The 20907-nt window shown below is 52.0% G+C and carries 22 protein-coding genes; 18 read left to right on the plus strand and 4 right to left on the minus strand.

Annotated features, from left to right (window positions below; all coding sequences use genetic code 11):
- Window positions 1-222 precede the first annotated feature (222 nt).
- Genes gyrB through dnaA form a run of 4 tightly spaced genes read right to left on the minus strand, consistent with a single transcriptional unit; the run spans window position 223 to window position 6273 of the window.
- The gene (gene gyrB, locus ACXAGQ_RS07465; RefSeq protein WP_475252935.1) at window positions 223-2637 is read right to left on the minus strand and encodes a DNA topoisomerase (ATP-hydrolyzing) subunit B; all 2415 of its coding nucleotides are present in this window, start codon (window positions 2635-2637) and stop codon (window positions 223-225) included.
- A 19-nt stretch (window positions 2638-2656) separates the two neighbouring features.
- A complete protein-coding gene (gene recF / locus ACXAGQ_RS07470; protein WP_475252937.1) occupies window positions 2657-3736 on the minus strand; it encodes a DNA replication/repair protein RecF in 1080 nt (359 codons plus the stop codon).
- A gap of 4 nt (window positions 3737-3740) precedes the next feature.
- On the minus strand, window positions 3741-4841 hold the full coding sequence (gene dnaN, locus ACXAGQ_RS07475) for a DNA polymerase III subunit beta (RefSeq protein WP_475252939.1): 1101 nt from the start codon (window positions 4839-4841) through the stop codon (window positions 3741-3743).
- Window position 4842: 1 nt separating this feature from the next.
- On the minus strand, window positions 4843-6273 hold the full coding sequence (gene dnaA / locus ACXAGQ_RS07480; RefSeq protein ID WP_475252941.1) for a chromosomal replication initiator protein DnaA: 1431 nt from the start codon (window positions 6271-6273) through the stop codon (window positions 4843-4845).
- A gap of 373 nt (window positions 6274-6646) precedes the next feature.
- Between dnaA and ACXAGQ_RS07485 the strand changes: the two genes are divergently transcribed.
- The 18 genes from ACXAGQ_RS07485 (at window position 6647) to atpH (ending at window position 20903) form a co-directional block, all read left to right on the plus strand.
- Window positions 6647-7336: an amino acid ABC transporter substrate-binding protein gene (locus ACXAGQ_RS07485; protein ID WP_475254692.1), complete on the plus strand. Its 690-nt coding sequence runs from the start codon at window positions 6647-6649 to the stop codon at window positions 7334-7336.
- An 89-nt stretch (window positions 7337-7425) separates the two neighbouring features.
- Window positions 7426-8097: an amino acid ABC transporter permease gene (locus tag ACXAGQ_RS07490; RefSeq protein ID WP_475252943.1), complete on the plus strand. Its 672-nt coding sequence runs from the start codon at window positions 7426-7428 to the stop codon at window positions 8095-8097.
- Window positions 8094-8831 carry an amino acid ABC transporter ATP-binding protein gene (locus ACXAGQ_RS07495; RefSeq protein ID WP_475252945.1) on the plus strand — a complete coding sequence of 246 codons (738 nt, stop codon included), beginning with the start codon at window positions 8094-8096 and terminating at the stop codon, window positions 8829-8831. Before ACXAGQ_RS07490 ends, ACXAGQ_RS07495 begins: the two co-directional genes overlap by 4 nt.
- A gap of 186 nt (window positions 8832-9017) precedes the next feature.
- Window positions 9018-9152 carry a 50S ribosomal protein L34 gene (rpmH, locus tag ACXAGQ_RS07500; RefSeq protein WP_004411068.1) on the plus strand — a complete coding sequence of 45 codons (135 nt, stop codon included), beginning with the start codon at window positions 9018-9020 and terminating at the stop codon, window positions 9150-9152.
- A 13-nt stretch (window positions 9153-9165) separates the two neighbouring features.
- Window positions 9166-9522 carry a ribonuclease P protein component gene (gene rnpA / locus ACXAGQ_RS07505; protein WP_039463498.1) on the plus strand — a complete coding sequence of 119 codons (357 nt, stop codon included), beginning with the start codon at window positions 9166-9168 and terminating at the stop codon, window positions 9520-9522.
- Complete coding sequence (gene yidD / locus ACXAGQ_RS07510; RefSeq protein WP_317524633.1) at window positions 9489-9746, plus strand: membrane protein insertion efficiency factor YidD; 258 nt, start codon at window positions 9489-9491, stop codon at window positions 9744-9746. Before rnpA ends, yidD begins: the two co-directional genes overlap by 34 nt.
- Window positions 9747-9748: 2 nt before the next feature.
- Complete coding sequence (yidC, locus tag ACXAGQ_RS07515; protein WP_475252947.1) at window positions 9749-11356, plus strand: membrane protein insertase YidC; 1608 nt, start codon at window positions 9749-9751, stop codon at window positions 11354-11356.
- 137 nt (window positions 11357-11493) lie between these two features.
- Window positions 11494-12861: a tRNA uridine-5-carboxymethylaminomethyl(34) synthesis GTPase MnmE gene (mnmE, locus tag ACXAGQ_RS07520; protein ID WP_475252949.1), complete on the plus strand. Its 1368-nt coding sequence runs from the start codon at window positions 11494-11496 to the stop codon at window positions 12859-12861.
- A 175-nt stretch (window positions 12862-13036) separates the two neighbouring features.
- Window positions 13037-13480 carry an FMN-binding protein MioC gene (gene mioC, locus ACXAGQ_RS07525; RefSeq protein ID WP_475252951.1) on the plus strand — a complete coding sequence of 148 codons (444 nt, stop codon included), beginning with the start codon at window positions 13037-13039 and terminating at the stop codon, window positions 13478-13480.
- A 433-nt stretch (window positions 13481-13913) separates the two neighbouring features.
- Complete coding sequence (mnmG, locus tag ACXAGQ_RS07530) at window positions 13914-15803, plus strand: tRNA uridine-5-carboxymethylaminomethyl(34) synthesis enzyme MnmG (RefSeq protein WP_475252953.1); 1890 nt, start codon at window positions 13914-13916, stop codon at window positions 15801-15803.
- A gap of 9 nt (window positions 15804-15812) precedes the next feature.
- Entirely contained in the window at window positions 15813-16433 is a 621-nt protein-coding gene (gene rsmG, locus ACXAGQ_RS07535; RefSeq protein WP_475252955.1) for a 16S rRNA (guanine(527)-N(7))-methyltransferase RsmG, read from the plus strand.
- A 16-nt stretch (window positions 16434-16449) separates the two neighbouring features.
- The gene (locus tag ACXAGQ_RS07540; RefSeq protein WP_475252957.1) at window positions 16450-17244 is read left to right on the plus strand and encodes a ParA family protein; all 795 of its coding nucleotides are present in this window, start codon (window positions 16450-16452) and stop codon (window positions 17242-17244) included.
- Window positions 17245-17258: 14 nt separating this feature from the next.
- Complete coding sequence (locus ACXAGQ_RS07545; protein ID WP_475254694.1) at window positions 17259-18146, plus strand: ParB/RepB/Spo0J family partition protein; 888 nt, start codon at window positions 17259-17261, stop codon at window positions 18144-18146.
- Between the two features lie 178 nt (window positions 18147-18324).
- Entirely contained in the window at window positions 18325-18714 is a 390-nt protein-coding gene (locus ACXAGQ_RS07550; protein ID WP_107300836.1) for a F0F1 ATP synthase subunit I, read from the plus strand.
- A gap of 8 nt (window positions 18715-18722) precedes the next feature.
- Entirely contained in the window at window positions 18723-19508 is a 786-nt protein-coding gene (gene atpB / locus ACXAGQ_RS07555) for a F0F1 ATP synthase subunit A (RefSeq protein ID WP_039468196.1), read from the plus strand.
- A 67-nt stretch (window positions 19509-19575) separates the two neighbouring features.
- Window positions 19576-19833 carry a F0F1 ATP synthase subunit C gene (atpE, locus tag ACXAGQ_RS07560; RefSeq protein ID WP_005302247.1) on the plus strand — a complete coding sequence of 86 codons (258 nt, stop codon included), beginning with the start codon at window positions 19576-19578 and terminating at the stop codon, window positions 19831-19833.
- 49 nt (window positions 19834-19882) lie between these two features.
- Complete coding sequence (gene atpF / locus ACXAGQ_RS07565; RefSeq protein WP_475252959.1) at window positions 19883-20353, plus strand: F0F1 ATP synthase subunit B; 471 nt, start codon at window positions 19883-19885, stop codon at window positions 20351-20353.
- Between the two features lie 16 nt (window positions 20354-20369).
- Window positions 20370-20903: a F0F1 ATP synthase subunit delta gene (atpH, locus tag ACXAGQ_RS07570; protein WP_475252961.1), complete on the plus strand. Its 534-nt coding sequence runs from the start codon at window positions 20370-20372 to the stop codon at window positions 20901-20903.
- Window positions 20904-20907 lie beyond the last annotated feature (4 nt).

The raw sequence follows: 20907 nt of genomic DNA on the forward strand, positions 1-20907 counted from the left end.
CAGTGCTAGATAAATTGGATTCCGATTAAAAGGAAGAGATGCCCTGAATAATGAGAAGCCGAATAATGGCGCGAGCGGTTTTGCCAAAGGAATAACTCGCCTCCCCTGCTCTTGTGACTCAGGGCCATCATAACCCTAACTAGCAGAGATAAAAAAACGCCGCACTGAGTGCGGCGCTTTACAACTAGAGAGTTTTGTAACTAGAGAGCTGTGCGCGTTTAATTACACGTCCAGGTTCGCATTCAGGGCATTTGCCTCGATGAAGTTACGACGCGGTTCAACGTGATCACCCATTAGCGTGGTAAACAACTCGTCCGCCGCCACTGCATCGTTGATGGTTACCTGCATCATACGGCGCGTTTCTGGATCCATGGTGGTTTCCCAAAGCTGCTCAGGGTTCATCTCACCCAGACCTTTGTATCGCTGTAGCGACAGGCCGCGGCGAGATTCTTTGATCAACCATTCCAATGCTTCCTTGAAGCTGCTTACCGGCTGCTTGCGCTCGCCACGCTGTACGTAGGCAGACTCCTCAAGCAGCTCGAATAGCGCTTCAGACAATGATGCCAGCTTGCCGTACTCTTTCGAGTTAAGCAGGTCAGCACTTAGCAGGTACTCATGCTCAACACCGTGGGTACGAACCGTCACTTTCGGCAGGTACAGGCTCTGCTCTTCGTCACGAACCACTGCATAAGTGTACTGGCTCTCGCCAGATTGCTTGGCGTTCAACGCAGCAACCAATGCCTTAGTCCAAGCTTCAACATCACCTTCGTTATTAAGCATCTCTGCCGACAAGCGAGGCTGGTAAGTAAACTCGTTCAGCATCAAGGTCGGGTAACGACGGCTCATACGTTCAATCAGCTTGTTCGCGCCGTTGAACTGCTTAACCAGTGACTCCAACGCTTCGCCAGAAATCGCTGGTGCGCCTTCAGCGGTAAACAACGCAGCGTTGTCCAGTGCCAAGGCAACCTGGTACTGACCCATGTCCTCGTCATCCTGGATGTACTGCTCCTGCTTGCCTTTCTTCACTTTGTAAAGCGGTGGCTGAGCAATATAGATATGACCACGTTCAATAAGCTCTGGCATTTGACGATAGAAGAACGTCAGCAGCAGCGTACGAATGTGGGAACCATCGACATCGGCATCGGTCATGATGATGATGTTGTGGTAACGCAGTTTATCCGGGTTGTACTCGTCACGGCCGATACCACAGCCCATAGCCGTGATAAGCGTTGCCACTTCCTGAGAAGACAGCATCTTGTCGAAGCGTGCTTTCTCAACGTTCAGGATCTTACCTTTGAGCGGCAGGATAGCCTGGTTTTTACGGTTACGACCCTGCTTGGCACTACCGCCCGCAGAGTCACCCTCCACTATGTAGAGTTCAGAAAGAGCTGGGTCTTTTTCCTGGCAGTCTGCCAGTTTGCCCGGTAGGCCGGCCAAATCCAGCGCACCTTTACGGCGGGTCATTTCACGCGCTTTACGCGCTGCTTCACGAGCGCGTGAAGCATCGATGATCTTAGTACATACCGTTTTAGCGTCAGCTGGGTTTTCCAACAGGAACTCGCTCAGCTTCTCACCCATGGTCGATTCAACCGCCGGCTTCACTTCACTCGATACCAACTTGTCTTTGGTCTGGCTTGAGAACTTAGGATCTGGCACTTTCACCGATACTACCGCCGTTAGGCCTTCACGTGCATCATCACCGGATGTCGCCGTTTTGGCTTTCTTCGAATAGCCTTCTTTGTCCATGAAGTTATTCAGGGTACGGGTCAATGCACCACGGAAGCCTGCAAGGTGGGTACCACCATCGCGCTGCGGGATGTTGTTGGTGAAACAGTAGATGTTTTCCTGGAAACCATCGTTCCACTGCATCGCCACTTCTACACCGATACCGTCTTCGCGGGTAAATTCGAAATGGAAGACTTTCGGGTGGATTGGGGTTTTGTTGCGGTTAAGGTGCTCAACGAAAGCGCGGATACCACCTTCGTACATAAAGTGGTCCTGCTTGTCTTCCTCGCGCTCGTCAATCAGCTTGATCGACACACCGGAATTCAGGAACGACAGTTCGCGCAGGCGTTTTGCCAGGATTTCATACTGGAACTCAATATTGGTAAAGGTTTCAGCACTTGGCCAGAAACGGATACGGGTACCGGTTTTCTCAGTTTCACCAATAATGCCTAGTGGCGCCTGAGGCTCACCATGGCTGTATACCTGCTGGTGTACAGAGCCACCGCGGTTGATCGTCAGCTCGACTTTTTCAGACAGGGCGTTAACAACCGACACACCTACCCCGTGCAGGCCACCGGAAACCTTGTACGAGTTGTCATCGAACTTACCGCCAGCGTGCAGTACCGTCATGATAACTTCTGCTGCCGAAACGCCTTCCTCTGGGTGCATTTCAGTCGGGATACCACGACCATCATCACTCACTGACACAGAGCCATCTTCGTGGATAGTGACGATGATATCTTCACAGTGGCCAGCAAGAGCTTCGTCGATAGAGTTATCGACTACCTCAAATACCATGTGGTGCAAGCCTGTACCGTCATCGGTATCGCCAATATACATCCCTGGGCGCTTACGTACCGCATCAAGGCCCTTAAGTACCTTGATACTTGATGAATCGTAGTTGTTGGACATTGAGTTACTCTCGCTTAAATTATCCTGCGGTTATTTTACCGTGTTCCACATGAAACATCTTGCCATTTTCATCATGCATTTCCGCTATTTGCTCAATGCTGATTGCACTGATGAAGACTTGTGCCCCGGTCTCTTTCAACCGTTGCGCCAACAGTGCCCGACGATGGCTATCCAGCTCGGAAGCAAAATCATCAATTAAATATATACACTGCTTACCCGTTGCTTCGGTCAGGTGCAATCCTTGCGCAAGGCGCAAAGCACACATCATCAGCTTGAGCTGACCGCGGGAAAGCACATCCTCTACTGGGGTGCCGGCTACCTTAACCCGCAAGTCCGCTTTATGCGGGCCGCTGGCGGTGTAACCCAGTTGGCTATCCCGTTCGAAATTACGCTGAAGCAATTCAGCATAAGGGGTGTCTTTTTCCCAACCCCGGTAGTACCCGAGTTGGATATCAAATTCAGGCAAAAAGACTTCGCAGATCTCTTTGGCTTTTAGTTTTACCGCCTCGAGATAATCATGGCGCCATTGCGAAATCTCTTCAGCCAGCAGGCTAAGCTCCTGATCCCAGTAACTCAGCTCGCGGTAATGCCGGGCCGTTTTGAGCAAGGCATTGCGCTGTTTAGTCAGTCGCTTTACCCTCGCCCAGGCATGATAGAACTGGGGTTCCACGTGAAACACACCCCAGTCAATGAAAGATCGGCGGAACTTCGGCCCGCCGATGAGCAAGTCAAAACCTTCCGGCGTGATCAGCTGCAACGGCAGCATCTGGGCGAGCTGGGCCAGCTTCTGGCTTCCTTCGCCGCCGATTTTCAACTCGGTCGTACCATCGCGCTTTTTGTTGATGCCAACAGGCAGCTCGAAAGACGAAGAGGATTGCAAACGACCGTGGACAAACAGCTCTTGCTGATCATGGCGGATCACCCTGCCAGTCAGGTGACTGCGGAAAGAGCGGCCATGGCCGAGAAAGTGGATTGCCTCCAAAACACTGGTCTTGCCGCTGCCGTTGGCACCAACAAGGAAATTGAAGCCTGGTGACAAAGACAAGTCACAGGCTTCGATGTTCCGGAAATCCTTTACGATCAGGCGTGTTAACGACATGGCCTTATAGCCTGATTGGCATCACCACGTACATGGCTTCACCGCTGGCACTGTCTTCCAGCAAGGCACTGGCATTGGCATCAGTCAGCGACCAACGTACCTGCTCGCACTTGAGGGTGTTGAGAACATCAAGCACGTAGCTCACATTGAAACCAATTTCGAGCGGCTCGCCCTGGTAGTCGACATCCAGGAACTCTTCCGCTTCTTCCTGCTCAGGGTTATTGGCGGTAATGCGCATTTCACCCTGTGACAGATTCAATCGGACGCCACGGAATTTCTCGTTAGACAGAATAGCCGCACGGGAAAATGCCTTACGCAGCTCGTCACAGCTCGCTTCCACAACCTTGGTGCTATTCTGCGGCATCACTCGGCGGTAATCAGGGAATCGGCCATCTACCAGCTTAGAAGTAAATACGAAGTTGTTCACTTCGGCGCGGATATTGGAATGGCCGATCTGCAGGCGAACCTCTTCCTCAGGGCTATCAAGCAGGCGCATCAGTTCCATCACGCCTTTGCGCGGAACAATGATCTGTTTGGCTGGCAGCTCTGCACTGGTTGAGACGGCGCACACCGCCATACGGTGACCATCAGTCGCTACCGAACGAAGCAACTGGCCATCGGTCTCAAACAGCATACCGTTGAGGTAATAACGCACATCTTGGTGGGCCATCGAAAACTGGGTGCTGTCGATAAGCTGGCGCATCTGGCCTTGAGGAAGGGTAATTTCCACTTCGCTCTGCCAATCTTCGATATTCGGAAAATCTGCTGCTGGCAATACAGAAAGCGTATAACGGCTGCGGCCAGAGCGGATGATCGCGCGGTCCCCTTCCAGGGAAATCGCAATATTGGCACTGTCAGGCAGGCCACGGCAGATATCCAGGAATTTGCGTGACGGTACTGTCACCGCACCTTCTTCGAAGTCACCTTCCAAGGCTAGCTTGGCAATCATCTCAACTTCGAGGTCGGTACCTGTCATCGACAGGCAACCCTGCTCGACAACCAACAAAATATTGCCGAGGATCGGCAATGAAGGACGGCTACCCAATGCACCAGAGACCTGCTGCAGGGGTTTTAGTAGCTGTTCGCGTGCAACTGTAAATTTCATATTAAGATGACAGTGTTCTTATTAGGTTAGAATAATCTTCTTTGATGTCATGGCTTTCCTCACGCAGCTGCTCGATCTTGCGGCAGGCGTGAAGCACCGTGGTATGGTCCCGGCCACCAAAGGCATCGCCGATTTCCGGCAAGCTATGGTTGGTCAACTCCTTGGCCAGCGCCATCGCCATTTGGCGCGGGCGGGCAACCGAGCGGGAACGGCGCTTGGATAGCATATCAGCCATCTTAATTTTATAGTACTCGGCCACGGTCTTTTGAATATTATCAATCGTGACCAGTTTTTCCTGCAAGGCCAGCAAATCGCGCAGTGCCTCACGGACAAAATCAATGGTGATTGCCCGGCCAGTAAAGTTGGCATTGGCAATCACCCGGTTCAGTGCCCCTTCCAACTCACGGACATTGGAGCGCAGGCGCTTGGCAATGAAGAACGCCACTTCGTCTGCCAGGCGGATATTGTGGTCTTCTGCCTTCTTCATCAGGATCGCCACGCGGGTTTCCAGCTCAGGCGGCTCAATCGCCACCGTCAGGCCCCAGCCAAAGCGTGATTTAAGGCGATCCTCTACCCCGTTGATCTCACGCGGGTAGCGATCAGATGTCAGGATGATCTGCTGGTTGCCTTCCAGTAGCGCATTAAACGTGTGGAAGAACTCTTCCTGCGAGCGCTCCTTGTTGGCGAAGAACTGGATGTCATCGATCAGCAAGGCATCAACACTGCGGTAGTAGCGCTTGAACTCTTCGATAGCATTATTCTGCAGCGCCTTGACCATATCCTGGACAAAACGCTCGGAGTGCATGTACACCACTTTGGCATTGGGCTTGCGATCGGCAATGGCATTACCCACAGCGTGCAACAAGTGAGTTTTACCCAGGCCAGTACCACCATATAAGAACAACGGGTTATATGCCGCACCCGGGTTATCGGCTACCTGGCGGCAGGCCGCCAGGCCCAGCTGGTTCGACTTACCCTCAACGAAGTTGTTGAAATTGTGCTTAGGGTTGACGTTCGAGCGATAACCGGCCTGCGATTCGGGCTGGACCGGCGAGGGAGCGGGCTCCCAGGTACGCGATGGCGCATCGTCATCCAGCGCCGGGGCGCGCTCGGCCTGTATAGGCGCCGGAGCCGGGTTCAAGATCGGCGGCGGCGTCACAGCAGGCTGCGGCGGCGGAGCCGTAACCGGCTTGCTACCGACCTCGAAACGCAGGATCGGCATATCATTGCCGCAAAACTCGTTGAGCAGGCGGTTGATATTGTTGAGGTACTTATCGCGGACCCAATCGAGCACAAAGCGGTTGGGTGCGAACAGGGTCAACGTATTGTCGCTCAACTCGGCTTGAAGCGGTCGAACCCACATACTGAATTCTGTTGCAGGGAGTTCTTCTTGAAGGCGTTGAAGGCACTGCAACCAAAGCGAAGATGACAAGCTCGACTCCACACTGAATAACTAAACACTAAAAGGGATGCAATTTTATACCCGCTGGCTCAGGATCGCCAGCAAAGAGATCGCAGATCAAGTGAATAAGATCCGACTTATTCACATGGATCGCACAATTATACGTGTGATCACCACAATTTTACCCCTGCTTACCCACAAATCCATGAACATCAGCTATTCACAACTCATACTTTTTGTTATTTAAAATAACTCCAAGTTATTTATAGAAACCTGTTATTAACAGATAGGATAATTCCAACAGAACATCATCACAGCAACCTGAGGAGTAAACAGGATGAAAAGCTGGGTAACAAAATCATTGACCGCAATCGCTCTAACCTTGTCTGTTAGCCAAGCAGCGATGGCTGCCACCGATGTAAAAGTAGGAATGTCAGGACGCTATTTCCCTTTTACTTTTGTTAAGCAAGATCAGCTGCAAGGCTTTGAGGTCGATCTGTGGAACGAAATCGGCAAACGCAATGACTACAACGTCGAGTTTGTTACCGCTAACTTCTCAGGCCTGTTCGGATTGCTGGAAACCGGCCGTATCGACACCATCTCCAACCAGATCACCATGACTGAAGAACGCAAGGCCAAATACTTGTTCTCGCAGCCTTATGTGGTTGATGGTGCACAGCTGGTGGTTCGCAAAGGTAATGACAAGATCACCAGTACAGATGATCTAGATGGCAAGACAGTCGGTGTTAACCTGGGTTCAAACTACGAGCAACTACTGCGCCAGTTCGATACCGACGGCAGCATCAAGATCAAAACCTACGACACCGGTATCGAACACGATGTGGCTCTGGGCCGTACCGATGCGTTCGTAATGGACCGCCTATCGTCGCTTGAGCTGATCAAGAAAGCGAACCTACCGCTTCAACTGGCAGGCGAACCATTCGAGAAGATTGAAAACGCTTGGCCATTCGTTCAAGGCGAAAAAGGTGAGAAGCTTCGTGACGAGGTTAACGTTGCCCTTGAGGCCATGCGCCAAGACGGCACCCTGGCAGAGATTTCTATCAAGTGGTTTGATGCCGACATCACCCACTAAGTCCAACTGCTATCCTTCATAATCACAAGACTCACCCCCGGGTGGGTCTTTGTCGCCTGATAAACCACGGTAAATAAGAAGACACCACTATGGGTTTTGATTTTGACTACATGCTTTCCCTGATGCCGATCCTGTTCAACTACCTCGGCACCACCATGGGAATGGCACTTTGGGGCCTGGCATTCGCCCTGATCATTGCATTGGTACTGGCCCTGCTTCGTATTTACCGTATTCCGGTGCTCAATCAGCTGAGCCAGCTATATATTAGCTTCTTCCGCGGCACCCCGCTGCTGGTACAGCTGTTCCTGCTTTACTACGGTCTGCCGCAAGTGATGCCGGTTTTCGTCGGCCTCGATGCCTTTACCGCAGCCATTATCGGCCTAAGCCTGCACTTTGCCGCCTATATGGCCGAGAGTATCCGTGCTGCCATTATTGGTATCGACCGCAGTCAACGGGAAGCCAGCCTGTCGATAGGCATGACCGAGCTGCAAGCCATGCGCCGGATCATCCTGCCACAGGCTACCCGGGTCGCCCTGCCTTCGCTAATGAACTATTTTATCGACATGATCAAATCTACCTCGCTGGCTTTTACCCTCGGGGTGGCAGAAATCATGGCTACGGCTCAGATGGAAGCCTCTTCTAGCTTCAAGTTTTTCGAAGCCTTCCTTGCCGTTGCCCTCATTTACTGGGGTATCGTCCTAGTCCTGACCCGGGTGCAAAACTGGGCAGAAGCTAAACTCAACAGGGCTTACACACGATGATTAAGATTGAAAACCTGACCAAACGATTTGGTGATGCAACGATTTTCTCCGGTTTGGATCTGACGATCAGCAAAGGGGAGATCGTGGTGGTCATCGGCCCATCAGGTACCGGTAAGTCCACCTTGCTGCGGTGTATTAATTTCCTCGAAACTGCTGATGAAGGGCACCTGACCCTCGGTGATGTCTCGGTTGAGAGTATGCAGGCCAGCCAGAAAGATATTTTGGCACTGCGCCGCAAAACCGGTTTTGTGTTCCAGAACTATGCCCTGTTTGCCCACCTAACGGCGAGACAAAACATTGCCGAAGGGTTGATCACGGTAAAAGGTTGGAACAAAGAAGAAGCCTACAACAAAGCACAGCAGATCCTGGATGATATTGGCCTGGGTGATAAAGGCGATCACTACCCAGCCGCATTGTCAGGCGGGCAGCAACAACGGGTCGGCATCGGCCGGGCCATGGCGCTCGAAGCCGAGCTGCTGCTGTTTGACGAGCCGACGTCAGCGCTGGATCCCGAATGGGTCGGCGAAGTGCTTAGCCTGATGCAGAAACTGGCAACACGCCACCAAACCATGCTGGTGGTCACCCACGAAATGCAATTTGCCCGCGAAGTGGCCGATCGAGTGATCTTTATGGCCGATGGCAGCTTCGTCGAGCAAGGTCCACCGGATCAGATCTTCGGTAACCCGCAAGATCCGAGGCTGAAAAAGTTCCTGAGCCAGGTCGGGATCCGTTAAGGATCCTTGCACTCCAGCGTATAGGAAGTATAATTCAGCGCCCGCAGTTCTCTGCTGGGCATAATTATTGACTATTTAAGAGTCAGTGATTACAATTCCGCCTCTTTGATTAGAGGCAACGACTGAAAACAGTCGCTAAACTCTAACCAAACTTAAAAACTGATCAGTTAATTTAAGGTAAAACCCATGAAACGCACTTTTCAACCTTCAGTTCTAAAGCGCAAGCGTACTCACGGCTTCCGTGCACGCATGGCTACTAAGAACGGTCGCGCAACAATCAATGCTCGTCGCGCTAAAGGCCGTAAGCGTCTTTCTAAGTAATCATTAGATTATTTTGAGTAAGCTCGCTTTCTCTCGGGAGTTACGTCTGTTAACTCCCGAACATTACAAAAAAGTCTTCCAGCAAGCTCATCGTGCTGGCTCTCCCCACTTAACTATTCTTGCCCGCAATAACAACCTTGACCATCCGCGTCTTGGCTTGGCTGTCCCTAAGAAACAGATCAAAACCGCCGTTGGCCGTAATAAATTCAAACGTATCGTGCGTGAGAGTTTCCGCCAGAAGCAACACGATCTGCCGGCGAAGGATTTTGTCGTTATCGCCAAGAAGAGTGCCAGTGAGTTGAGCAACGAAGAACTTTTCAAGCTGCTAGATAAATTATGGCATCGCCTGTCTCGCCCTTCGCGTGGCTAGTCATTGGACTAGTCCGCTTTTACCAACTGGCAATTAGCCCTCTCATCGGGCCGCGTTGTCGTTTCACCCCTACCTGTTCCCAATACGCGATCGAAGCCATAAAAACGCACGGAGCAATAAAAGGAGGTTGGTTCGCGGCGAAACGTCTATTAAGATGTCATCCTTTAAACGACGGTGGTTATGACCCCGTTCCGCCAACCAAGCATAACGACAGAGATAAGTAACGATGGATTCCCAACGCAATATTCTGTTAATTGCTCTACTGTTTGTCTCTTTCCTACTGTTCCAACAGTGGAATACCGACAGCAACCCGCAACCGCAGGGTGTAGCGCAACAAGTAACTCACAGTGGTGATGTCCCTTCGCATTCCGCTGACGGCCAGCCTATCACTGACCAAAGCACGTCAAACAACCTTATCACCATTAACACTGATGTACTGGCGCTTACTGTCGATACGCTTGGTGGTGACATCATCGAAGCCAAACTACTGGCTTACGACAACGAATTGGAATCGGAAGACCCATTCGTTCTACTGAAAAATGACCAGGGCCACAGCTACACAGCTCAATCAGGTCTTATCGGTGCCCAGGGTATCGATACTGCAGCCGGCCGTGCCCAGCTACAGGTATCTGCTGACAGCTTCACGCTTGAAGATGGCCAGGACGAACTACGTGTTCCGATGACCTACGAGCAGGACGGCATCAGCTACACCAAAACCATCATCGTTAAACGCGACAGCTACGCGGTTGATGTTGAATACAGCATCAACAACCAATCAGAGCAGCCAGCCAGCGTGCAGATGTATGCTCAGCTGAAGCAGAACCTGATGGATGACGGTGGCAGCCTGACTATGCCGACTTACCGCGGCGGTGCTTACTCGGCTGACAACGTGAAGTACAAAAAATACAGCTTCGATGATATGCAGGACAAGAACCTGAATCTGGATATGAATCAAGGCTGGGCGGCAATGATGCAGCACTACTTCGTGACTGCATGGATCCCGCGTGCTGAACAAGCGAGCAACCTGTACACCCGTACCAGCAATGGCCAGGGCTACATCGGTGTTCGCATGCCAACCACAACGGTTGCACCAGGTGGTGAGGAATCACTAACAGCAACGCTATGGGTTGGTCCTAAACTACAAGACCAGATGGCTGCTACAGCAAACAACCTAAACCTAACCGTTGATTACGGCTGGCTATGGTTTATCGCAAGCCCGCTACACAGCCTACTGTCGTTCATCCAGGGTATCGTGGTGAACTGGGGTCTGGCGATCATCATCCTAACCTTCATCGTTCGTGGTGCGATGTACCCGCTGACTAAAGCGCAGTACACCTCTATGGCGAAAATGCGTATGCTGCAGCCAAAACTGCAGGCAATGCGTGAGCGCCTAGGCGACGACCGCCAGCGCATGAGCCAGGAAATGATGGAACTGTACAAGAAAGAGAAAGTGAACCCACTGGGTGGCTGTCTACCTATCTTGCTACAGATGCCTATCTTCATCGCCCTATACTGGGCGCTGATGGAATCGGTTGAATTGCGTCACGCGCCGTTCTTCGGTTGGATCCACGACCTGTCAGCACAGGACCCGTTCTACATCCTGCCGATCCTGATGGGTGCGACCATGTTCATGATCCAGAAGATGAGCCCGACGACGGTAACAGACCCGATGCAGCAGAAGATCATGACCTTCATGCCGGTGATGTTCACCTTCTTCTTCCTGTTCTTCCCGTCAGGTCTAGTGCTGTACTGGCTAGTATCGAACATCGTAACGCTTATCCAGCAGACGCTGATTTACCGCTCGCTGGAGAAGAAAGGCCTGCATACCAAATAGTGCAGACCCATGTTGAGATAAAAGGCGGCCTGCGGGCCGCCTTTTTTATTCCCTTAACCCCAAGCGCTTGCCATTACTGGGCAATCGCCACTACTCTGTTTACAATTGCAGCGTATTTATCAAGCTAAGCCAAAATTATGACTGAACATACAGATACCATTGTTGCCCAAGCCACCCCGCCGGGACGTGGCGGCGTCGGCATTATCCGCGTCTCGGGCCCGAAAGCCAAAGAAGTCGCCCTTGCCGTAGCCGGTCGAGAACTCAAGCCACGCTATGCCGAATACCTGCCTTTCAAGAATGAGGACGGCACGGCACTGGATCAGGGTATCGCGTTGTTCTTCAAGGGGCCGAACTCCTTTACCGGCGAAGATGTACTGGAGCTGCAAGGTCATGGTGGCCCAGTACTGATGGATATGATGATCCGCCGCATCCTGGAAATCGACGGCATCCGTGCCGCCCGTCCGGGCGAGTTCTCGGAGCGTGCCTTCATGAACGACAAACTCGACCTGGCACAGGCAGAGGCGATTGCCGACCTGATTGATGCCAGCTCAGAGGAAGCCGCGAAAAGTGCCTTCAAATCGCTCCAGGGCGCCTTCTCGACCCGGGTCAATGAACTGGTTGAAGCGCTTATCCATTTGCGTATCTACGTCGAGGCAGCCATCGACTTCCCGGAAGAGGAAATCGACTTCCTGTCCGACGGCAAGGTCGCAGGCGACCTGAATGGCATCATCGACCGCCTTGATGCCGTACGCCGCGAGGCCAACCAGGGTGCGATTATGCGCGAAGGGATGAAGGTGGTCATCGCCGGCCGTCCCAATGCCGGTAAATCCAGCCTGCTCAACGCGCTGTCAGGCAAAGACAGCGCGATTGTCACCGACATCGCCGGTACCACCCGCGACGTCCTGCGCGAGCATATCCACATTGACGGCATGCCGCTGCACATTATCGACACCGCTGGCCTGCGCGAGGCGTCAGACGAAGTTGAGCGTATCGGTATCGAGCGCGCATGGGAAGAAATCCAGCAGGCAGACCGGGTGCTGTTCATGGTCGACAGTACCACTACCGACGCCACCGACCCGACGGAGATCTGGCCGGAGTTTGTCGAGCGCCTGCCTGAAGGGCTGGGTATCACGGTGATCCGCAATAAGGTCGAGCTAACAGGCGAAGACGCCGGGATCTGCCACGTCAACAACCCGACTCTAATTCGCCTTTCCGCCCGCACCGGTGATGGCGTCGAGCCGCTGCGTGAGCACCTCAAGGAGTGTATGGGCTTTGCCGGTACCACCGAAGGCGGCTTCATGGCACGCAGGCGTCATCTCGATGCCCTGGAGCGCGCAGCCAGCCACCTGGAGACCGGCAAGGAGCAGCTAGAAGGCTTTATGGCAGGTGAAATCCTGGCCGAGGAGCTGCGCCTGTCCCAGCAACACCTCAGCGAGATCACCGGTGAGTTCACCTCCGATGATCTGCTCGGCCGGATCTTTACCTCTTTCTGTATCGGTAAATAACCGATCCAGCCAATATGATCCCCTTCCACAGCCTGTTTCAGATCCTCGGGGCAGGCTGTGAATAACCTTTCGAAAAAGATCCTCCCTACCGCAAGATCAGCCTTTCATCCCTGCCCTGAGCCAGTACAATGCTGTGTATAAATTTGTTGTGAATATCTACACAGGTGTCAAGACCATGAGCCATATCACCCTTATTACCGGCAGCACCCTCGGCGGCGCCGAATATGTTGCAGATCACCTCAGTGACTTGCTCGAACAAGCCGGCCACAGCACGGACATCATCAATCAGGCCGAACTCGCGCAGCTTCCCACTGACAATATCTGGCTGGTGGTCTGCTCCACCCATGGCGCCGGTGAGTTTCCAGACAACTTCCAGCCTTTCGTCGAACAGTTGGCCAGCCAGAAGCCGGATCTAAACAATCTGCGCTACGGCGTGATCGGGCTGGGTGACTCCAGCTACGATACTTTCTGTGCTGCCGCCAGGAACATTGATCAGCAACTGACAAAATTGGGGGCGATCCGCCTCGGCGAACGGTTGGAAATCGATGTCTCGCAGGATCCGGTACCGGAAGATCCGGCAGAAATGTGGCTGGAAAACTGGAAAAACACCTTGGAATGAGCAAAAAACAGCCACTTTTTTACTCAATTTAAGGCGACCAATAAACTTTTTTCTGTGGATAACTATAGATCTAAACGGTGATCAACCAATAGTTATCCATTTAATAACTTCTCAGTCATTATCCAGCTGTTGATAACTAGCGATTTTGATCCCAGCTAATCCTTGCGCTGATCCATGCTGCTCCACAACAAATGATCCTTCCTAACATCATGATCATTAGGATCATTTATCACTTATCCACACGATCGGCGGATCTATATAATAGATCTAACAGAAGATCTATTTAAAAGATCTTATCTATATTCAAAAGCGGTATCCCCCTAGGATCAAATGATCTTCAGGAAAGATTCTCTCAACGGCGGAAACAGGATAGAATATTCCACCTTTGCTCAAAGATAACTCACTGGCAATTTTGAATACCCGAGGTAGTTTCATGTTTTACCAGGAAAATTTTGATGTCATCGTCGTAGGTGGCGGTCATGCCGGAACAGAAGCGGCATTGGCAGCAGCCCGTATGGGACAAAATACCCTACTGCTGACACACAACATCGATACGTTGGGACAGATGTCATGCAACCCAGCAATCGGCGGGATCGGGAAAGGACACCTGGTTAAAGAAGTTGACGCTCTTGGAGGTTTGATGGCCCGGGCGATCGACAAAGGCGGGATCCAGTTCCGTACTTTGAATTCGTCAAAAGGCCCTGCCGTGAGGGCAACGCGCGCCCAGGCAGACCGTGCCCTGTACAAGGCAGCTGTTCGCGAGGCACTGGAGAACCAGCCGAACCTGAAGTTGTTCCAGCAGGCGGTAGATGACCTGATCATCGAAAACGATCGTGTTGTCGGTGCCGTAACCGAAATGGGCCTTAAGTTCCGTGCCAAAGCGGTCGTGTTAACCGTTGGGACCTTCCTTGGCGGCAAGATCCATATTGGCCTGGAAAACTACAGCGGCGGTCGTGCCGGTGATCCACCATCGATCACCTTGGCTTCTCGCCTGCGTGAAATGCCATTCCGTGTTGATCGCCTGAAAACCGGCACACCGCCGCGTATCGATGCGCGCAGTGTCGATTTCAGCCAGCTGGAAGCCCAGCATGGCGACAACCCGACACCGTTGTTCTCTTTCATGGGCAAAGCCTCGGATCACCCGCGTCAGATCCCATGCTTTATCACCCATACCAACGAGAAAACCCATGATGTGATCCGCAGCAACCTGGATCGCAGCCCGATGTACTCTGGGGTGATCGAAGGGATCGGCCCGCGTTACTGCCCGTCGATCGAAGACAAGGTCATGCGCTTTGCCGATAAGGACAGCCACCAGATCTTCATCGAACCAGAAGGCCTGACGACCCATGAGCTTTACCCGAACGGTATTTCCACCAGCTTGCCGTTCGACGTCCAGATGCAGATTGTCCGCTCGATGAAAGGCTTCGAGAATGCCGATATCATCCGCCCGGGTTATGCGATTGAGTACGATTTTTTCGATCCGCGTGATTTGAAGCAGACGTTTGAGACCAAGTTCATCAACGGCTTGTTCTTTGCCGGCCAGATCAACGGCACAACCGGCTACGAAGAAGCGGCCGCCCAAGGCTTGCTCGCTGGTATGAACGCCGCCCTCTTGGCTCAGGACCGCGAAGGCTGGAGCCCGCGCCGCGATCAGGCTTACATGGGCGTGCTCATTGACGATTTGTCGACCATGGGAACCAAAGAGCCGTACCGCATGTTCACGTCTCGCGCCGAATACCGTCTGTTGCTGCGTGAAGACAACGCCGATTTGCGCCTGACTGAAATTGGCCGTGAATTCGGTTTGGTTGATGATGAGCGCTGGGCGCGTTTCAACCAGAAACTGGAGAATATGGAGCAGGAAAGCCAGCGCCTGAAAAGTATTTGGGTAAACCCGAATTCAGAACAGGTCGAAACGGTTAACCAGATCCTGAAAACGCCTATCGCGCGCGAGGCGAGCGGCGAAGATCTGCTGCGCCGCCCTGAAGTGACCTACAACCAGCTTACCGACATCGAGATGTTCGGCCCGGCCCACGAAGATAGCCAGGCCAACGAGCAGGTTGAAATCCAGGTGAAGTACCAGGGCTATATCGACCGCCAGAAAGAAGAAGTGGAAAAATCCCTGCGCCACGAGAAGACCAAACTCCCATTGGATCTCGATTACAGTGTGGTCAAAGGCTTGTCGAACGAAGTGATTGCCAAGCTCAATGATGCTAAACCGGAAACCATCGGCATGGCATCGCGGATTTCAGGCATCACCCCAGCCGCGGTTTCTTTGTTGCTGGTGTATCTCAAGAAGCAAGGCCTGCTGAAAAAAGGCGAATAGGAGTAATTTGTGAAACAACGTCTGGTGCAACTGATAGCGCAAACTGATCTCACAGTCACAGAACAGCAAATTGACCAGCTTGTCGGCTATGTAGCCATGCTGGATAAATGGAATAAAGCGTATAATCTGACATCGGTACGTGATCCGTATGAGATGTTGGTGAAACATATTATGGATAGTATTGTGGTAAGCCCTCACCTTGAAGGTGAGCGGTTTATCGATGTCGGTACCGGTCCGGGCCTGCCGGGGATCCCCCTGGCGATCATGAACCCGGATAAGCAGTTCACTTTGCTGGATAGCCTGGGCAAGCGGATCCGTTTCATCCGCCAGGTGCTCCATGAACTGAAGATCAGCAATGTTACCCCGGTTCAGAGCCGGGTCGAGGAATTTCAGCCGGAGGATGGCTTTGATGCTGTCCTCAGCCGTGCATTTGCCTCGATGAATGACATGGTCTCCTGGTGCCACCACCTCCCTGCCAGCAACGGGTGCTTCCTGGCGCTGAAGGGGCAATTCAATCAGCAGGAAGTGACAGAACTGCCAGAATGGTGTTCTGTGACGGAAGTCAAATCTTTGCAAGTTCCGGAGTTAGAAGGCGAACGCCATCTAGTAATCTTGACGGCAAAGGATTAACGGATGAGGTTTTTTTGTGGGAAGAGTCATAGCGGTAGCCAACCAGAAGGGAGGCGTGGGTAAAACCACAACATGTGTCAACTTGGCGGCGTCACTGGCGGCCACCCAGCGCAAGGTCCTGGTCATCGACCTGGATCCCCAGGGCAATGCCACCATGGCCAGCGGCGTGGATAAATACCAAGTCGATGCAACGGCTTATGAGCTTCTTGTCGAAGAAACCCCGTTCGATGATGTCGTGATCACCGATACCACTGGCGGCTATCACCTGATAGCTGCCAACGGTGATGTCACGGCGGCAGAAATCAAACTGATGGAAGTCTTTGCCCGCGAGGTAAGGCTGCGTAACGCCTTAGAGGTAGTTCGTGATAACTATGATTTCATCTTTATTGATTGTCCTCCTGCCTTAAACCTTCTTACAATCAATGCAATGACAGCTGCAGACTCTGTTCTGGTTCCGATGCAGTGCGAATATTTCGCCCTCGAAGGACTGACGGCATTGATGGACACCATCAGCAAACTGACCGCTGTCGTCAATAGCGAGCTGAAAATTGAGGGGTTGCTGCGGACCATGTACGACCCGCGCAACCGTCTGGCGAACGAAGTGTCGCAGCAGCTCAAGAAGCATTTTGGCGACAAGGTCTATCGCACCGTGATCCCGCGCAATGTACGTCTTGCCGAAGCACCTAGCCACGGAAGACCGGCTATGTACTACGACAAGTATTCTAGCGGTGCCAAAGCCTATTTGGCCTTGGCCGGTGAAATCATCCGCCGAGACGAGCTGGCAACGAATGCCGGCGCGGTCGATGCATAAGGGTAACCATGAACATGAATAAACGGGGCCTGGGAAAGGGCCTTGATGCCTTGCTGGCCACCAGCTCTGTTGCCGCGACCAAGCGGCAGCAGGCAGACAAAGCACAAACACTGTCGGCTGACGGCACCCTCAAGGAGCTGGCCATCAGCCAGCTGGTACCGGGCCGCTATCAGCCGCGTAAAGATATGTCGGATGAAGCCTTGGCCGAGCTGGCCGAGTCTATCCGTGCCCAAGGGGTGATCCAACCGATTGTAGTGCGTGAAACCGCGCCGCAACAATATGAGATCATTGCCGGGGAGAGGCGCTGGCGTGCTTCGCGTCAAGCGGGCCTTCAGAAAGTCCCTTGTATTATTAAGGATGTTAACGATCGGGCAACAGTTGCCATTGCCCTGATTGAAAATATCCAGCGTGAAGATCTCAACGCGATTGAGGAAGCCCAGGCACTGGAACGGCTACAGAGTGAGTTTTCACTCACTCACCAGCAGGTGGCCGAGGCGGTGGGCAAGTCCCGTGCGGCGGTATCGAACCTGCTGCGCCTCAATCAGCTGGAAGCGCCGGTCAAGCGAATGGTGGAGCAAAGACAGCTGGAAATGGGCCATGCCCGAGCTCTGCTTGCCCTGCCGAATGAACGCCAGCTTGAAGCGGCGCAAATTGTTGTAGCCAAGATGTTAACGGTGCGTGACGCCGAACGCTTGGTGAAGAAGATGCTGACGCCTGAACCCGAGCCTAAAGTGGCGGTTGCCAACCCGCAAATCGAAGCGGTAGAAAACCAGCTAAGTGAGCAGTTTGGCACCCAGGTGGCGATTAATCAGCAGAAAAACGGTAAAGGAAAGATCGTTATCAGTTTTGATCAGGCTGACAAGTTAGAGCAAATTGTTGCAATGTTAGGTCACGATATGTGATATAAAACGTGCATATTTTGTTGCAAAAATTACAACATCGTGATCAAGTTATTGTGTTGTAAAATCTAACATCTTTTTTTGCTGCGATTAGATTGCATTCAATCTAATGAGCCGTATAATTTTCGCTGTTTTCCCAGCACGTCGTAAGTGCAGTGGAACGGACTCGAGGAACGAATACATGGTATCGGCGCTAGTTAGACCAGGACGCCAGTTGGCGAAGCGGTTGCTGTTGCTACAATCTGGCGTCGTTTTGATAACGGCAATCATGGCAGTTTTTGCTGTCAGTGTTGACTGGGGAATCTCTGCATTAATCGGTGGCGGCATCTTTGTGATTGCCAACGCTGTCTTCGCGACCTGTGCGTTTTTGTTCAGCGGTGCCCGCAAGGCCCGGCTGGTCATGGCGTCATTCTATGGTGGTGAAGTGCTGAAAATCCTCATTACGGTCATCTTGTTTGCCATTGTTTACCTGTATGTCGAGGTGGAACTTGTTCCCCTCAAACTGACCTATTTGCTGGCTCTTGGAATCAATATCTTTGGGCCGGTTTTATTCATTAACAACAACAAATAGGATGAGTTATGGCTGCGCCAGGTGAAGCGCTAACGCCGTCAGGTTACATCACTCACCACCTGACAAACCTGTCAGTCGGTGAAGGATTCTGGGCGGTACATATAGATAGCCTGTTTTTCTCAGCCCTGACCGGTCTACTCTTTCTTTGGGTATTCCGTAAGGCTGCGAAAACAGCGACATCAGGAGTTCCTGGGAAACTACAGTGTTTTGTGGAAATGGTAGTAGAGTTCGTTGACGACAACGTCAAGGAAACCTTCCATGGCCGCAACCCGCTGATAGCTCCTTTGGCTCTTACCATTTTCTGCTGGATTCTACTGATGAACATCATGGACTTAGTGCCAATTGATTTTCTTCCGTATCCTGCTGAACATTGGTTGGGTATTCCTTACCTTAAGGTTGTACCGAGTGCTGATGTCAACATCACCATGTCAATGGCGCTGGGCGTTTTCGCCTTGATGATTTACTACAGCATCAAAGTGAAAGGTCTCGGTGGCTTTGCGAAAGAACTGGCTCTTCACCCGTTCAATCACCCGGTCATGATCCCGTTCAACCTGCTTCTTGAAATCGTTTCGCTACTGGCGAAGCCGCTTTCACTAGGTATGCGTTTGTTCGGTAACATGTTCGCAGGTGAGGTGGTGTTTATCCTAATCGCGGCACTTATGCCGTGGTGGGCACAATGGCTGGGCTCGGTACCGTGGGCAATTTTCCACGTTCTAGTCATTACAATTCAAGCATTCGTGTTTATGATGTTGACTATTGTGTACCTGTCTCAGGCGCATGAAGACAATCATTAACGATTATTTGTAAATTATTCAATTTTTTACTGGCACTTTAGCCGACAACTATAAACTGGAGATAGTGATGGAAACTTTACTAAGCTTTTCTGCAATTGCCGTGGGCATCATTGTAGGTCTTGCTGCACTGGGTACTGCGATCGGCTTCGCCCTTCTTGGTGGTAAATTCCTTGAAGGTGCTGCACGCCAGCCTGAAATGGCTCCAATGCTACAGGTCAAGATGTTCATCATCGCAGGTCTGCTTGATGCGGTTCCAATGATCGGTATCGTAATCGCACTACTATTCACATTCGCAAACCCATTCGTTGGCCAGCTAGCTGGTTAATCAATAAAAACGAACGGACCCATAGCAACCCTTTTTAAGGAGATGCGTTGTGAATATGAATGCAACTTTGCTGGGTCAGGCTATCGCCTTCTTTATGTTTGTGGTGTTCTGCATGAAATATGTATGGCCACCAATCATGGAAGCGATTGAAGAGCGTCAGAAAAAAATTGCTGACGGTTTGGCAGCGGCTGATCGCGCTGCCAAAGACCTGAACCTGGCGCAGTCGAATGCTTCGGACCAACTGAAAGAAGCAAAACGCACTGCAACTGAGATCGTAGAGCAAGCGAATAAGCGTAAAGCTCAGATCGTCGACGAAGCGAAGGCGGAAGCCCTGGCTGAGCGTGACAAAATTCTGGCCCAAGGTCTTGCAGAGATCGAAGCCGAACGTAACCGCGCTCGCGATGAGCTAAGAAAACAAGTTGCAACTCTGGCTGTGATTGGTGCTGAGAAAATCATTGAGCGTTCTATCGATAAAGATGCGCACGCTGATCTTCTTAACAAAGTCACTGCAGAACTGTAATTAAAGGGGCAAGCACATGTCGGATATGACTACTATCGCACGCCCCTACGCTAAAGCAGCCTTTGATCTTGCGGTTGAGAAAGGTGAGCTGGCCCAATGGGCACAAATGCTAACCTTTGCTGCCGAAGTCACCCGTAACGAGACTATCCAGGACATCCTGGACAGTGGTTACGCGGCGGACAAGCTGACAGAAATCTTCCTGTCAGTGTGCGGTGAGCAACTTAACGAACCCGGACAGAACCTGATTAAGGTAATGGCCGAAAACGGACGCCTGAAAGCCCTTCCTGCTGTCTGCGACGAGTTCCTGCTGCTGAAAAGCGAGCTGGAAAAGACTATCGATGCTGCTGTGGTTTCCGCAGTCGAGCTTGACGATAGCCAACTTGCCGCCATTAGCGAGAAACTGGAACAGCGCTTGTCCCGTAAGGTGAAGCTGAATTGCAGTGTAGACGAGACCCTTATTGCTGGGGTTGTAATTAGAGCTGGAGACTTGGTCATCGATAACTCAGTACGCGGCAAACTAGACCGCCTGAGCGATACTTTGCAGTCTTGATTTG

Source organism: Photobacterium sp. ABD4_091, assembly GCF_056160145.1.

Coding starts and splice junctions, on each gene's coding strand:
- gyrB (WP_475252935.1), bottom strand. CDS start 2,637: ATGTCCAACAACTACGATTCATCAAGTATCAAGGTACTTAAGGGCCTT.
- recF (WP_475252937.1), bottom strand. CDS start 3,736: ATGTCGTTAACACGCCTGATCGTAAAGGATTTCCGGAACATCGAAGCC.
- dnaN (WP_475252939.1), bottom strand. CDS start 4,841: ATGAAATTTACAGTTGCACGCGAACAGCTACTAAAACCCCTGCAGCAG.
- ACXAGQ_RS07485 (WP_475254692.1), top strand. CDS start 6,647: ATGGCTGCCACCGATGTAAAAGTAGGAATGTCAGGACGCTATTTCCCT.
- ACXAGQ_RS07490 (WP_475252943.1), top strand. CDS start 7,426: ATGGGTTTTGATTTTGACTACATGCTTTCCCTGATGCCGATCCTGTTC.
- ACXAGQ_RS07495 (WP_475252945.1), top strand. CDS start 8,094: ATGATTAAGATTGAAAACCTGACCAAACGATTTGGTGATGCAACGATT.
- rpmH (WP_004411068.1), top strand. CDS start 9,018: ATGAAACGCACTTTTCAACCTTCAGTTCTAAAGCGCAAGCGTACTCAC.
- yidD (WP_317524633.1), top strand. CDS start 9,489: ATGGCATCGCCTGTCTCGCCCTTCGCGTGGCTAGTCATTGGACTAGTC.
- yidC (WP_475252947.1), top strand. CDS start 9,749: ATGGATTCCCAACGCAATATTCTGTTAATTGCTCTACTGTTTGTCTCT.
- mnmE (WP_475252949.1), top strand. CDS start 11,494: ATGACTGAACATACAGATACCATTGTTGCCCAAGCCACCCCGCCGGGA.
- mioC (WP_475252951.1), top strand. CDS start 13,037: ATGAGCCATATCACCCTTATTACCGGCAGCACCCTCGGCGGCGCCGAA.
- mnmG (WP_475252953.1), top strand. CDS start 13,914: ATGTTTTACCAGGAAAATTTTGATGTCATCGTCGTAGGTGGCGGTCAT.
- ACXAGQ_RS07545 (WP_475254694.1), top strand. CDS start 17,259: ATGAATAAACGGGGCCTGGGAAAGGGCCTTGATGCCTTGCTGGCCACC.
- ACXAGQ_RS07550 (WP_107300836.1), top strand. CDS start 18,325: ATGGTATCGGCGCTAGTTAGACCAGGACGCCAGTTGGCGAAGCGGTTG.
- atpB (WP_039468196.1), top strand. CDS start 18,723: ATGGCTGCGCCAGGTGAAGCGCTAACGCCGTCAGGTTACATCACTCAC.
- atpE (WP_005302247.1), top strand. CDS start 19,576: ATGGAAACTTTACTAAGCTTTTCTGCAATTGCCGTGGGCATCATTGTA.
- atpH (WP_475252961.1), top strand. CDS start 20,370: ATGTCGGATATGACTACTATCGCACGCCCCTACGCTAAAGCAGCCTTT.